8 protein-coding genes and 1 pseudogene are annotated in these 14,303 nt (G+C 67.2%); 3 read left to right on the top strand and 6 right to left on the bottom strand.

The annotated features are described in order from the left end of the window. Positions 1-297: 297 nt before the first annotated feature. The 5 genes from ACG10_RS11175 to ACG10_RS11195 all read right to left on the bottom strand — a co-directional run bounded on the left by ACG10_RS11175 (position 298) and on the right by ACG10_RS11195 (position 10,753). A complete protein-coding gene (locus ACG10_RS11175; protein WP_089168271.1) occupies positions 298-1,836 on the bottom strand; it encodes an efflux transporter outer membrane subunit in 1,539 nt (512 codons plus the stop codon). Then, a complete protein-coding gene (locus ACG10_RS11180) occupies positions 1,833-4,940 on the bottom strand; it encodes an efflux RND transporter permease subunit (RefSeq protein ID WP_089168272.1) in 3,108 nt (1,035 codons plus the stop codon). Before ACG10_RS11180 ends, ACG10_RS11175 begins: the two co-directional genes overlap by 4 nt. A gap of 94 nt (positions 4,941-5,034) precedes the next feature. Beyond that, positions 5,035-8,130, bottom strand: a complete 3,096-nt coding sequence (locus tag ACG10_RS11185) for an MdtB/MuxB family multidrug efflux RND transporter permease subunit (RefSeq protein ID WP_089168273.1) — start codon at positions 8,128-8,130, stop codon at positions 5,035-5,037. Then, positions 8,127-9,431 carry an MdtA/MuxA family multidrug efflux RND transporter periplasmic adaptor subunit gene (locus ACG10_RS11190; protein ID WP_089168274.1) on the bottom strand — a complete coding sequence of 435 codons (1,305 nt, stop codon included), beginning with the start codon at positions 9,429-9,431 and terminating at the stop codon, positions 8,127-8,129. The genes ACG10_RS11185 and ACG10_RS11190 overlap by 4 nt, the downstream gene beginning before the upstream one ends. 458 nt (positions 9,432-9,889) lie before the next feature. Further along, a complete protein-coding gene (locus ACG10_RS11195; protein WP_089168275.1) occupies positions 9,890-10,753 on the bottom strand; it encodes a DMT family transporter in 864 nt (287 codons plus the stop codon). 124 nt (positions 10,754-10,877) lie between these two features. Here ACG10_RS11195 and ACG10_RS11200 point away from each other — a divergent pair. The 3 genes and pseudogenes from ACG10_RS11200 (at position 10,878) to ACG10_RS24425 (ending at position 12,877) form a co-directional block, all read left to right on the top strand. Further along, positions 10,878-12,260 (top strand): annotated as a pseudogene (locus tag ACG10_RS11200) (aminotransferase-like domain-containing protein). 207 nt (positions 12,261-12,467) lie between these two features. Then, positions 12,468-12,677: a hypothetical protein gene (locus tag ACG10_RS24420; protein WP_232487086.1), complete on the top strand. Its 210-nt coding sequence runs from the start codon at positions 12,468-12,470 to the stop codon at positions 12,675-12,677. A gap of 62 nt (positions 12,678-12,739) precedes the next feature. Then, the gene (locus tag ACG10_RS24425; RefSeq protein WP_232487087.1) at positions 12,740-12,877 is read left to right on the top strand and encodes a hypothetical protein; all 138 of its coding nucleotides are present in this window, start codon (positions 12,740-12,742) and stop codon (positions 12,875-12,877) included. Positions 12,878-12,886: 9 nt separating this feature from the next. Here the strand turns inward: ACG10_RS24425 and ACG10_RS11210 are convergent, their stop codons facing one another. Then, positions 12,887-14,230 (bottom strand): alanine/glycine:cation symporter family protein, encoded by a 1,344-nt coding sequence (locus ACG10_RS11210; protein WP_089168276.1) that lies wholly within the window; start codon positions 14,228-14,230, stop codon positions 12,887-12,889. Positions 14,231-14,303 lie beyond the last annotated feature (73 nt).

A 14,303-nucleotide genomic window follows, 5' to 3' on the forward strand; every position in this document is an offset into this window, starting at 1 on the left:
CGACGGAGGCCCATTTGGCGCAGAACAAGGAGCGAGGAGAGAAGTTTGGTCATTCCAAATGAACGACGAGCGACGCCGTGCTGCGCCAAACGGGCCCCATCCCTGCGGGTTGCGCGGCAAATGCCGCCATGCGGCGTTGCGGGACTTGGCAAGGGAATGACCATTGCCGGCGCCCCGCGCCTTGCCTGGCGGCATTTGCCGCAGCAACGCGGCTCACGCCAAAACGCCAACACCCCCTATGCGGGGCGGCATTCTAACCGCAAGCGCACCCCTGCCGGCGCTTATCGCCGGAGGCCATCAATCCGCTTCCGGCTCCTTTGCCCGCGCCTGCTCCAGCTGCTCGTCCAGCTTCTCCAGGTTGTCCAGCTCGACGCTGTCCCAGCCACCACCGAGCGCGGCGATCAGTTGCACGCTGGCGGTCAGCCGGTTGCTCAGCAGGGTCAGGCTGGTGCGCTCGTTGGTCAGCGCTGCGGTCTGCACGTCGACCACGCTGCTGTAGTCGACGGTGCCGGCCTTGTACTGGTTCTCCATCAGCCGGCGCGACTCGTTGGCGGCGTCCACCGCCTCCTGCTGGGCCCGGCTCTCGCGCTCCAGCACGCTCAGCTGCACCAGGTAGTCCTCCACCTCGCGGAAGCTGTCCAGCACGGTCTGCCGGTAGGTCGCCACCGCTTGCTGGTGGGTGGCCCGCGCCTGATCCACCTGGGAGCGCAGCAGGCCGCCGTCGAACAGGGTCAGGGCCATCTCCGGGCTGATGTTCCAGAAGCGGTTGTCCTTCTCGAACCAGTTGTCCGTATGGGTGGCGCGATAGCCGCCCGCCGCACTCAGGCTGAAGGTCGGGAAGCGGGCCGCCTTGGCCACGCCGATCAGCGCGTTGGCGGACATCACCTCGCGTTCGGCCGCGGCCACATCCGGACGCCGCTCGAGCAGCTGCGACGGCAGCAGCGTGGGGATTTCCGGCAGCGCCGGCAGGCTGTCCAGCTCGGCCAGCTGGAACTCGGCCGGCGGCACGCCGGTCAGCACGGCGATGGCGTGCTCCAGTTGAGCGCGCTGGTAGTCGAGGTCGATAGCCTGGGCCTCGGTGCTCTTCAGCTGGGTCAGCGCCTGGGTCACGTCGGCCTTGGTGACCATGCCGGCACGGTACTGGTTCTCGGTCAGGCGCAGGCTGCGCGCATAGGCCTCCACCGTAGCCCTGAGCAGGCGCCGCTGGCCGTCCAGCACACGCAGTTGCAGGTAGCTCTGGGCCAGAGTGGACTGCTGGCTGAGGCGCACCGCGGCGAGATCGGCGGCGCTGCCCTGCAGGCCGGCACGATCCGACTCCAGCTGACGGCGCATCTTGCCCCAGAAGTCCAGCTCCCAACTGATGTTGCTGACCGCGTTGTAGCTGTTGGAGATGTCGCCGCCACCGCCGCCGGAACTCACCGTCGAACCGTCGGGCAGGCGCGACGTACCGCCGCCACCGCTGGCCGTCGCCGAGCGGGTCTCGTCGACGGTGACCCGTCCGGTCGGGAAGAAGTCCGCCTTCGCCGCACGCACCGCCGCCTTCGCCTGCAGGTACTGGGCGACCGACTGGGCGACGGTCTGGTTGGACTCGTCCAGCCGGCGCATCAGATCGTTCAGCAGGGGGTCGCTGTACATCTCCCACCAGGGACCGCGCTCGGCCTCGTCGGCCGGCGTGGCGAGCTTCCAGCCCTCGCCCTCCTTGAAGCTGTCGGGGGTGGACAGCTGCGGACGCTCGTAGTCCGGGCCGAGGGTGCAGCCGGCCAGGGCCAGGCTCAGGGCGAGCGTCACCGACCAGGCCAGGCGGTTCGGTCGAGCAGATAAAACGGATGCGGTCATAACGAGGTATCCAGGGCGGCATCGCTGCGCACGCCGCGCCAGCGGTTGAAGCGGTGGCGCAGGCGGTCGAAGAACAGGTAGACCGCCGGCGTGCTGTAGAGGGTGAGCAGCTGGCTGAGCACCAGGCCGCCGACGATGGCGATCCCCAGCGGCCGGCGCATTTCCGCGCCCTCGGCGGTATCCAGCAGCAACGGCAGGGCACCGAGGATGGCCGACAGGGTGGTCATCAGGATCGGCCTAAAACGCAGCAGGCAGGCGCGACGGATCGACTCCAGCGGGCTGAGCCGCTCCTGGCGCTCCAGCTGCAGCGCCAGGTCGATCATCAGGATGGCGTTCTTCTTCACCACGCCGATCAACAGGAACAGGCCGAGCAGCGAGATCAGGCTGAACTGGTCGCCGACCAGCTCGATCGCCAGCAGCGCGCCGACGCCGGCCGAGGGCAGCGTCGAGAGGATGGTCAGCGGGTGGACGTAGCTCTCGTAGAGGATGCCGAGCACGATGTACACCACCACCAGCGCGCCGAGGATCATCAGCGGCTGGGCCTTCTGCGCCTGCATCAGCGCACCGCCGGTGCCGCCGAGCATGCCCTGCACGTCGGTGGGCAGGCCGACCCGCGCCACCGCCTGCTGGATCGCCTGGCTGGCCTCCAGGGCGCTGTAGCCGGGGGTGATCGAATAGCCGATGTTCTCCGCGGCGAACTGGCCCTGGTGCTGCACCCGGTCCTCCTCCAGGCTGCGCTCCCAGCGGGCGAAGGCCGACAGCGGCACGCGCAGCCCGTCGTCGGTGATCAGCTGGACCATGTCCAGCGCCTCGGGGGACTGGGCATATTTCGGGTCGATCTCCATCACCACCTTGTACTGGTTGAGTTCGTCGTAGATGGTGGAGATCTGCCGCTGGCTGAAGGCGTTGTTCAGCACCGCGGTGATCATGTCCATGTCCACGCCCAGGCGCTTGGCGCTCTCGCGGTCGACCACCAGGCGGATCTGCTGGGCGCCCTTGCCCACGTTGCTGTCGAGGTCGGTGAGCTGCGGCAGCACGGCCAGCGCCTCGCGCACCCTGGGCAGCCAGGTGCGCAGCAGGTCGAGGTCGCTGGAAAGGAGCACGTACTCGTTCTCCGAGCTGCGCCCCTGGCGGCCGCCGAACTGCAGGTCCTGGTCGGCCATGAGGAACAGCTGGCCGCCCGGGACCTTCGGCAGGCTCCGGCGCAGGCGGTCGATCACCTGCTGGGCGGAGAGACCGCGCTCGGCGATCGGCTTCAGACGCACGATGACCATGGCGTTGCCGATCCCGCCCCTGCCGCCGATGAAGCCGGCCACGCTCTGCACCGCCGGATCGGCCAGCAGCGCCCGGCGGAACTCCTGCATTTTCGGCTGCATGACCTGGAAGGACAGCCCGTCGTCGCCACGGATGAAGCCCATCAGCTGGCCGGTGTCCTGCTGCGGCAGGAAGGTCTTGGGCACCGCGACGTAGAGATAGACGTTGAGGGCGATAGTCGCCAGCAGGCCGAACAGCATCAGCTTCGAGTGCCGCAGGGTCCAGTCCAGGCTGCGCGCGTAGCCGGCCAGCACCCGCGCCTGCAGCCAGTCGGAGAAACGCTGCAGGCGACCGGGCGCACGCGTCTCGGTCTCGGGCTTGAGCCAGCGCGCGCAGAGCATCGGCGTCAGGGTCAGCGAGACCGCCAGGGAAATCAGGATGGCCACCGCCAGGGTGATCGAGAACTCGCGGAACAGCCGTTCGACGATGCCGCCCATGAACAGCATGGACAGGAACACCACCACCAGCGACAGGTTCATCGACAAGAGGGTGAAACCGACCTCGCGCGAGCCATTGAGCGCCGCCTCCAGCGGCTTCTCGCCGCCCTCGACATGCCGGGCGATGTTCTCCAGCACCACGATGGCGTCGTCCACCACCAGGCCGGTGGCGATGATCAGCGCCATCAGCGACAGGTTGTTCAGGGAAAAGCCCCACAGGTACATCACCGCGAAGCTGCCGACCAGCGACACCGGCACCGCCAGCGCCGGGATCAGCGCGGCGCGCCAGTGGCCGAGGAAGGCCAGCACCACCAGGATCACCAGCCCCACCGCGATCAGCAGGGTGCGCTCGGCCTCGTGCAGGGTGGCGCGGATCACCGGCGAGCGGTCCATCGCCACCTCCAGCTCGACGCTGGCCGGGATCACCGCGCGCAGCGCCGGCAGCCGCTCGCGGATCTCGGCGATGGTCTCGATGATGTTGGCGTCGGCCTGGCGGTTGACGATCACCAGCACCGCCTCCTCGTCGTTGTAGAAGCCGTTGTTGTAGCGGTCCTCCACGCCGTCGTGAACCTTCGCCACGTCGCTCAGGCGCACCGGGCCGTCGTTCTGGTAGCGGATCACCAGCGGCCGGTAGTCGGCGGCGCGCATCAGCTGGTCGTTGGCCTGCACCTGCCAGTGACGCTCGTCGTCCTCCACGGCGCCCTTGGGCCGGCGCACGTTGGCGGCGGCGATCGCCTCGCGCACCTCGTCGAGGGCGATGTTGTACTGGTCGAGCAGGCGCGGCTCCAGCTCGACCCGCACCGCCGGCAGCGAACTGCCGCCGACCTGCACTTCCCCCACCCCGCCCACCTGCGCCAGCTTCTGCGCCACGATGCTCGAGGCGACATCGTAGAGCTGGCCCTTGTCGAGCACCTTGGAGGTCAGCGAGAGCACCATGATCGGCGCCTGCGAGGGATTGACCTTGCGGTAGGTGGGCATGCTGCGCATGCCGCTGGGCAAGAGGTTGCGCGCCTCGTTGATCGCCGCCTGCACCTCGCGGGCGGCGGCGTCGATGTCGCGGCCGATGTCGAAGAGGATGATGATCCGCGTGCTGCCCTGGGTGCTGCGGCTGGTCATCTCGCTGATCCCGGCGATGCCGCCGAGGGCCCGCTCCAGGGGCGTCGCCACGCTGGAGGCCATGATCTGTGGACTGGCGCCGGGCAAAGTGGCCTCCACGGTGATCGCCGGGAAGTCCATCTTCGGCAGCGGCGCCACCGGCAGCAGGCCGAAGCTCACCGTGCCGAGCAGGAGGATCGCCAGGCTCAGCAGCAGGGTCGCCACCGGGCGCAGGATGAAGGGAGCGGAGAGGTTCATGCCGCGCCCCCCGCAGGAGCAAGCCTGCTCGCGATCCACGACACTGGAAGCGCTACAGGATCGCCAGCGAGCTGGCTCCTACAGGACAGGTGAATCATATCGCCACCCCCGCCGCGCTGCGGCCCATGAAGCGCCGGCTCAGACGATCGAAGGCCAGGTAGATCACCGGCGTGGTGAACAGCGTCAGGAGCTGGCTGAGCAGCAGCCCGCCGACCAGCACCAGGCCCAGCGGCTGGCGCAACTCGGCGCCGGAGCCGCTGGCGAACATCAGCGGGATGGCGCCGAACAGCGCGGCCAGGGTGGTCATCAGGATCGGCCGGAAGCGCAGCAGCGCCGCGCGGTGGATCGCCGCCTGCGGGTCCATGCCCTGGTGGCGCTCGGCCTCCAGGGCGAAGTCGATCATCATGATCGCGTTCTTCTTGACGATGCCGATCAGCAGGATGATGCCGATAATGGCGATCAGCCCCAGGTCGTTGCCGGAGAGCAGCAGCGCCAGCAGCGCGCCCACCGCGGCCGATGGCAGCGTGGAGAGGATGGTGATCGGATGGATGTAGCTCTCGTAGAGCACGCCGAGCACGATGTACATGGTGACGACGGCGGCGAGGATCAGCAGCAGGGTGCTCGACAGCGAGGCGCGGAACGCCTCGGCGGCGCCCTGGAAGCGGCTCTCGATGCCGCCCGGCAGGCCGATCTCCTGCTGCACCCGCTCGATCGCCGCCACCGCCGCACCGAGCGAGACGCCCGGCGCCAGGTTGAACGACAGGGTCACCGCCGGGAACTGGCCGATATGGTTGACCAGCAGCGCCGCCGCCCGCTCCTCGATGCGCGCCAGGGACGACAGGCGCACCTGCCCGCCCTCGGCGCTGGCCACGTGCACCTCGTCCAGCGCCGCCGGGCCCAGGCGGTCGACGGCGCGGCTCTCCAGCACCACCCGGTACTGGTTGGCCTGGGTGTAGATGGTCGAGATCTGCCGCTGGCCGAAGGCGTCGTAGAGCGCGTCGTCGATGGAGGCGACGGTCACGCCGAGGCGCGCGGCGGCGTCGCGGTCGATGTTCAGGTAGACCTGCAGGCCGCGGGTCTGCAGGTCGCTGGCCACGTCGGTCAGCTCCGGCAGCTCGTCCAGCGCCTCGACCAGCTTCGGCGTCCACTCCTCGAGGAGATCGCCGTCCGGCGACTCCAGGCTGAACTGGAACTGGGTGCGGCTGACCCGGTCCTCGATGGTCAGATCCTGCACCGGCTGGAGGAACAGCTGGATGCCCGGCACCGCGGCCAGCTGCGGGCGCAGCCGCTCGATCACCTGGCTGGCGGTGTCCTCGCGCCCGGCATGTGGCTTGAGGTTGATCAGCAGGCGTCCGCTGTTGAGGGTGACGTTGTCGCCGTCCACGCCGATATAGGAGGACAGGCTGGCCACCGCCGGGTCCTGCAGGATGACCTCGGCCAGGCGCTGCTGGCGCTCGCTCATGGCGCGGAAGGAAATGCTCTGCGGCGCCTCGGAGATGCCCTGGATCACCCCGGTGTCCTGGACCGGGAAGAAGCCCTTGGGCACCGCCTGGTAGAGCACCACGGTGAGGCCGAGGGTGGCCACGGCGATCAGCAGGGTCAGCGCCTGGTGGCGCAGCACCCAGTGCAGGGCGAGGTCGTAGCGGGAAATCAATCCGTCGATCCAGGCGCCGCTGGCGCGGTAGAAGCGGCCCTGGCGCTCCGCCGGCACCTCCTGCTTGAGGAACCGCGCGCACATCATCGGCGTCAGGGTCAGCGAGACCAGCAGGGAGATCAGGATCGACACCGCCAGGGTGATGGCGAACTCGCGAAACAGCCGGCCGACCACATCGGCCATGAACAACAGCGGGATCAGTACGGCGATCAGCGAGAAGGTCAGCGAGATCAGGGTGAAGCCGATCTGCTTCGCGCCCTTGAGCGCCGCCTCGAGCGGCGTCGCGCCCTCCTCCAGGTGGCGGGCGATGTTCTCCAGCATGACGATGGCGTCGTCGACCACGAAGCCGGCGGCGACGGTCAGCGCCATCAGCGTCAGGTTGTTGACGGAGAAACCGGCCAGGTACATCACCCCGAAGGTGCCGATCAGCGACAGCGGCACGGCGATCGACGGGATCAGCGTGGCCGACAGCTTGCGCAGGAAGACGAAGGTCACCAGCACCACCAGGCCCACCGCCAGCACCAGCTCGAACTGCACGTCGCGCACCGCGGCGCGGATGGTCTGGGTGCGGTCGGTGAGGGGAATCACCTCGAGACTGGCCGGCAGGGTCGCGGCGATCTGCGGCAGCAGCGCCTGGATGCGCTCGACCACCTCGATGACGTTGGCCCCCGGCTGGCGCTGGATGTTCACCAGCACCGCCGCGTTGCGGTTGGCCCAGGCGGCCAGGCGCTCGTTCTCGGCGCCGTCGACGATCCGCGCCACGTCCTTCAGGCGCAGGGTCGCGCCGTTCTGGTGGGAGAGGATCAGGTTGCGGTACTCGTCGGCGGACTTGAGCTGGTCGTTGGCGTCGAGCTGGGACACCCGGGTCGGGCCGTCGAAGTTGCCCTTCGGCTGGTTGACGTTGGAGGCGGTGATCAGCGAACGCACGTCCGAGAGGTTCAGGCCGTAGGTGGCCAGCGCCTGCGGGTCGACCTTGATGCGCACCGCCGGGCGCTGGCCGCCGGCCAGGCTGACCATGCCGACGCCGGTGATCTGCGCCAGCTTCTGCGCCATGCGGGTATCGACCAGGTCGTTGATCTCCGGCAGCGGCATGGTCGCCGAGGTGACCGCCAGGGTTACCACCGGGGTATCGGCCGGGTTGACCTTGTTGTAGACCGGCGGCGTCGGCAGGTCGTCGGGCAAGAGGTTGCTGGCCGCGTTGATCGCCGCCTGCACCGACTGCTCGGCGACGTCCAGGTCCACCTCCAGGCTGAAGCGCAGGGTGATCACCGAGGCGCCGCCGGAGCTGGTCGAGGTCATCTGCTTGAGGCCCGGCATCTGGCCGAACTGGCGCTCCAGCGGCGCGGTCACCGCGCTGGTCATCACCTCCGGGCTGGCGCCGGGATAGAGGGTCATCACGCGGATGGTCGGATAGTCCACCTCGGGCAGCGCGGAAACCGGCAGCAGGCGGTAGGCGATCATCCCGCAGAGAAAGATCGCCACCATGATCAGCGTGGTGGCGACCGGACGGAGAATGAAGGGGCGCGAAAGGTTCATGCGTCGGGCTTCGCTGCCTGCGGCCGGCCGGCCGGCGCGGGCTTGGGCGCCTCGCCGTTGGCCTGGCGCTTGTCGTCGATCACCTCGACCTTGCCGCCGTCGCGCAGGCGGTCGGTGCCTTCCAGCACCACCCGCTCGCCGGCGCTCAGACCCTGCTCGATCAGGGTGGTGGTACCGTCGCCGGGGCCGGCGGTCACGTAGCGCAACTGTACCTTGCCATCACTGCCGACCACGTAGACGAAGGTGCCCTGGGAGCCGAACTGCAGCGCCGCCGCCGGCGCCAGCGTGGCCTGCTGGCGGGTGGTCACGCGCAGGCGGACGTTGACGAACTGGTTGGGGAACAGGCGCTGCTCGGCATTCTCGAAGCGCGCCTTGAGGCGCACGGTGCCGGTGGTCAGGTCGATCTGGTTGTCCAGGCTCTCCAGCTCGCCCAGCGCCAGACGGTTGCGCTCGCTGCGGTCCCAGGCCTCCACGCTCAGGCGCTGGCCGGCGTGCAGCTGCTCCAGCACCTGCGGCAGCTCGCCCTCGGGCAGGGTGAAGCTGACCGAGATCGGCAGGGTCTGGGTGATGGTCACCAGCGGCGTGGTGTCGCCGCTGCTGACCAGGTTGCCGACGTCCACCTGGCGCAGGCCGAGACGCCCGGCGATGGGTGCGCGCACCTGGGTGTAGTCCAGGTTGACCCGAGCCTCCTCGACCGCCGCCTGGTTGGAGCGCACCGTGCCCTGGTACTGGGCGACCAGCGCCTCCTGGGTGTCGAGGGTCTGCTTGGCGACGGAGTCCTCGGCGTACAGGGTCTTGTAGCGGGCCAGGTCGATCTCGGCGTTGCGCAGCTGCGCGCGGTTCTGCTGCAGGGTGCCTTCGGCCTGCTTCAGCGCCGCCTGGTACAGGCGCGGGTCGATCACCGCCAGCAGGTCGCCGGCCTTGACCTGCTGCCCCTCCCGATACAGCACCTTGACCAGTTCGCCGTCGACCCGGGAGCGCACATTCACCGTGTTGTAGGCGGTGACCGTGCCCAGCGCCCTGAGCTCGACCGGGAAGTCGCCCTGCTTCACCTCGCCCACCCGCACCGGCACCGGTCCGCCGAAAGGCCCCCCTGGCCCGCCGGGACCGCCCGGCCGCCCCATTTCCGGCCCACCCGCCCTGGGACCGGCCGCCGTCGGAGCGGACGGTGCCCAGAGGCCGGACAGCGCCGACCACTGCCACCAGGCGGCCAACGCGCCGACGACGAGCAGCGCCAGCACCCCGTAGAGCCAGCGGCGGCGGGGAGCGGGAGAAGGAGGACTCAGGTTCGGTTCGGACATGACGGACAACCACTTTCAAGGGAGGCAGAACGATAAGTAGTCACCTCAACCAAGCAAAGGGTTTTTACGGCTCATTTACACTGTGCCGGCGACGGCCTCGCCCTCGCCCGGCCCCGCCCCACGAAACATGGCCGCGTGCTCCACCACAACAGCGACACCAAATGATGCAATTGCCGGAAGCCGCCCGACACGGCCTCATGTCGCTGCCGGATAGAATGTTGCACAGAACGAGACCACGCCCGATATAGGGAACCGACATCCATGCCCGTTTTCTCCCTCTCGCCCCCAACGCGCAAATGCCGCCCGGCGCCCTTCGTCGGGATTCTGCTGTCGGCGAGCGCGGCCATCCTGCCCGCACTGTCGGCATTCATGGCCTAGCACCTTGCACACGCAAGGGACTCAGTTTTCTTTGTCCCCCTCGGGAGCTCGTTCACCATAACACCGCCCCGAACCTTCGATCAGCTGGCGAACCTCTTTGCTCCCGCGACACAGACCACTGCGCCAAACGTCACGAACAACATCATCCCGTTCACTGTCTCGTGAAGAAACAGCGTCGCAAGGCCGAGACCCAAGAAAGGTTGGAGCAACTGCAACTGGCCGACCGCCACGATGCCGCCCTGCGCCAAACCGCGGTACCAGAATACGAAGCCGATCAGCATGCTGAACAGGGAGACGTAGGCGAATCCGAACCAAGCAGGCGCTTTTACATCGTCGAATGACGTCGGCATGGTGAGCAGAGCAATCGGGAGCATGACGGGCAACGACAGTACCAGCGCCCAACTAATGATCTGCCATCCTCCGATTTTGCGAGACAGACATGCGCCCTCGGCATAGCCGAGACCACACACGACAATTGCAGCCAGCATCAGCAAGTCGCCCTGGAGGGATACCTCGACTTCCCCCAGCATGGCGTAGCCAACGACGAGGCCACTGCCAAGCATCGAGAACAGCCAGAAGGCCGGCTGGGGGCGCTCACCACCACGGAGCACGCCGAAGACCGCGGTGCAAAGCGGCAAAAGCCCCACGAAGACGATCGAGTGGGTGGATGAAACATATTGCAGGGCCAACGCGCTCAGCAGCGGAAAGCCGACGACGACTCCCAAGGCGACGAGCGCCAGCGAGGGAACGTCTTCAAAGTCTGGCCGACGCTGTCGAAATGCGAGCAGAAGCATCAAGCCAAGCAGGGCCGCAATGGTCGCGCGTGCACATGTCAGAAACGTCGGGTCGAAATCAATGACCGCAGCGCGTGTCGCCGGCAGCGAGCCGGCAAAGATCACTATCCCAATGAAACCGTTGATCCATCCACTCGACGCTTTGTCCATCGTTTACCCCCTTTGTGTTGCCCCTCAGTGGAGCACAGGGGGTATTGGATCGCCCAAGCACAATCCAGAACAATTTAAAATAAATGTTATGTATATGTTGGCAGTACAGTTGAGGGCAAAGAAGGTGAAACGAAGCAGGACACGGATTGATGCCGTCATGGATGCGGTCCGGGCGAAAATTGCGGCTCGCACCTATTTGCCAGGAATGCGGCTGCCTTCCGTGCGCGCGCAGGCGAAGGCCATGCAGTTCTCGATTTCAACCGTCGTTGAGGCCTATGAGCGATTGGCAGCAGAAGGCGTAGTTTGCTCTCGTCCAGGATCGGGCTTCTATGTATCTGGGCCCGTCGCGCCGCTTGCACTGGCATAGATCGGCCCCAAACTCGATCGAGAGATCGATCCGCTATGGGTCTCGCGCCAATCGCTTGAGACGGACGCAACGTTGCTCAAGCCCGGCTGTGGCTGGCTACCCGCTTCGTGGATGTATGAGGCCGGGATGCGCCGAGCGCTGCGGGCGGTTGCGCGGGCCGATACTTCGGTGCTTGCGGACTATGGCACGCCCCTTGGTCTCCCGGCGCTGCGTCAGCTTCTTGCCCGACGCATGGCTACCACCGACATCGAAGCGCCTCCCGAGCAGATCATGCTGACCGAATCCGGAACTCAGGCCATCGACCTCATCTGCCGCTTTTTGTTGGAGCCGGGTGACACCGTACTGGTTGACGATCCTTGCTACTTCAACTTCCACGCCTTGCTGAGGGCGCATCGAGTGAAGGCCGTAGGCGTCCCCTACACTTCGAATGGCCCGGACATAGCAGCGTTCGGCGCGGCCTTGCAAGAGCATGCCCCCCGGCTCTACATCACCAACTCCGCAATCCACAATCCCACCGGCGCGGCGCTCTCATCCGTGACGGCTCACCGGCTATTGAAGCTTGCCGAAAGCTCGGACCTTGTGATTGTCGAAGATGACATCTTCGCCGATTTCGAGCTGAGTCCGGCGCCCAGGCTGGCTGCCTTCGACGGCCTCTCGCGCGTGATCCATATCGGCAGTTTTTCCAAGACGATCTCGGCCTCGTTACGATGTGGCTACATTGCCGCACGTGCCGACTGGATCGACAGCCTCACCGACCTCAAGATCGCAACCAGCTTTGGAGGCGGAAGACTGGCCGCCGACGTCTTACTGAAAGTGCTGACCGACAGCGGCTATCGCAAGCACATGGAGGCAGTTCGGGGCCGGCTTGCGGAGGTAATGGAGAAGACCATCACCCGACTCGAAGCAATTGGCATCACGCCCTGGCTCGTCCCTCGGTCGGGAATGTTCGTCTGGTGTCGGCTGCCGGAGGGCATTGATGCTGCCAGCATTGCCCGCTCATGCTTGAAAAATGGGGTGGTGCTGGCACCGGGCAACGCTTTCAGCCAATCACTGAGCGCAGGCGACTTCCTGCGCTTCAATGCCGCGCAATCCACGGACGCCAGAGTGTTCGATGTACTGGCGCGAGCATTGTCCGAATAGTGAATCGCCCTGGGTTTCCCAGAGGCTTCCTGGCAGCACTTCTATCCCGTCGGCGCGGCCGAACGCTGGGAATACAAAGTCGCCCACTCGCAAGTCGCCCGGGCAAGCGCCCTGCTCCAGGACGGACAGGGCAATCTGCTGGCAGCCGAAGAGCTCAAGGATGGTCAGGGCAGGATTCTGAAGATCGACGCCGCGGGCAAACGTGAAGTGCTGGTTTCCGGCCTGCACAAACCCGACGGGCTGGTGCATTTCCAGGGCGGAATCGCCTACAGCCAGGAAGGCGGAACCCATCCGGTTAACTGGCTGTTCGAGGGTCAGATCCGCTCCCTGTTCGAGGGCACCAACGTGCAGGGCCTCGAAGCCGACGGCAGCGCCCCCATCCCTCTCGAGCACCTGAGAACGAGCCCAGCTTCCTGAAATGCGATGCGCGCGGGCTCTGGATCAGCGAGGACGCCACCCATCGGGCCCGGCTGCTCCTGTTGAATCCGCAGGGCCGGCTGGAAACCGTGCTCAGCCACCTGCAGGCCCCGCAGGTCCTCCTGCCCACCGGCGCGCACAGCGACCTCCTGGCGGAAGGCGGACGCAACCGAGTCCTGGAGATCCGCCGCAGCGAGTGAATCCGTCCCTCATTGCCCGGCGAAATACTCCCGGGTCAGCCTGAGCACCACCGGGCTCAGCAGCAGCAGCGCGACCAGGTTGGGAATCGCCATCAGGCCGTTGAGGGTGTCGGCCACCAGCCAGGCGAAGTCCAGCTGGGCGATGGCGCCGAAGGGGATCGCCGCGACCCAGATCAGCCGGAACGGCAGGATCGCCCGGGTGCCGAAGAGGAACTCCCAGCACTTCTCGCCGTAGAAGCTCCAGCCGAGCACGGTGGTGTAGGCGAAGACCGCCAGGGCCAGGCTGAGCAGCGCCGCGCCGAAGCCCGGCATGGCCGACTCGAAGGCCGCCGCGGAGAGCACCGCGCCGCTCTTGCCGCTGGTCCATACGCCGGAGCAGAGGATCGCCAGACCGGTCATGCTGCAGACGACGATGGTGTCGATGAAGGTGCCGAGCATGCCGATCAGCCCGGAACGCACCGAGCTGGTGGTGGTGCCGGCAGCCTGGGCGATGCCGGCGGTGCCGAGTCCGGCCTCGTTGGAGAAGATGCCGCGGGCCACGCCATAACGGATCGCCGCCATCACCGCCGCGCCGGCGAAGCCGCCGCTGGCCGCTGCCGGACTGAAGGCGTGCTCGAAGATCAGCGCGAAGGTGCCGGGAATCGCCTCGGCGTTGACCACCAGCACCACCAGGGCGGCAGCCACGTAGATCAGGCACATGAAGGGCACCAGGGCCTCGGCGACCCGGCCGATGCGCCTGATGCCGCCGAGGATCACCAGTGCGGTGACCACCATGGCCACCAGGCCGGTGCCCCACATCGGCACCCCGAAGCTGTCCTCCAGGGCATGGGCCATGCTGTTGACCTGCACCATGTTGCCGATGCCGAAGCCGGCCAGCCCGCCGAACACCGCGAAGGCGCCACCCATCCAGGCCCACTTCGGCCCGAGACCGTTGCGGATGGCGAACATCGGCCCGCCGACGTGCTCGCCGCGCCCGTCGCGCTCGCGGTAGTGCACCGCCAGCACCACTTCGCAGTACTTGGTGGCCATGCCGACCAGCGCGGTGCACCACATCCAGAACAGTGCGCCGGGACCGCCGAGGAAGATCGCGGTGGCCACCCCGGCGATGTTGCCGGTGCCGACGGTGGCGGCCAGGCAGGTCATCAGTGCCTCGAACGGGCTGATCTCGCCGGTCGCGCTCGAACCCCTGGCGCGCCCCTGCCAGAGCAGGGCGAAGCCGGTCGGCAGACGCCGCCAGGGCATGAAGCGCAGCATCAGCAGCAGGAACAGCCCGGTGCCGAGGATCAGCACCAGCATCGGCGGCCCCCAGACGATGCCGTTGAGCGCGTTGACCAGATTGTGGATGGACTCCATCGGAAGGCTCCTTCGTTGTTGCGCGGCGGATTGAGCCGCCAATGGAAGCACGAAGCGGACCAGCACGCACGGC

Source organism: Azotobacter chroococcum (assembly GCF_002220155.1).
Lineage (GTDB): Bacteria > Pseudomonadota > Gammaproteobacteria > Pseudomonadales > Pseudomonadaceae > Azotobacter > Azotobacter chroococcum.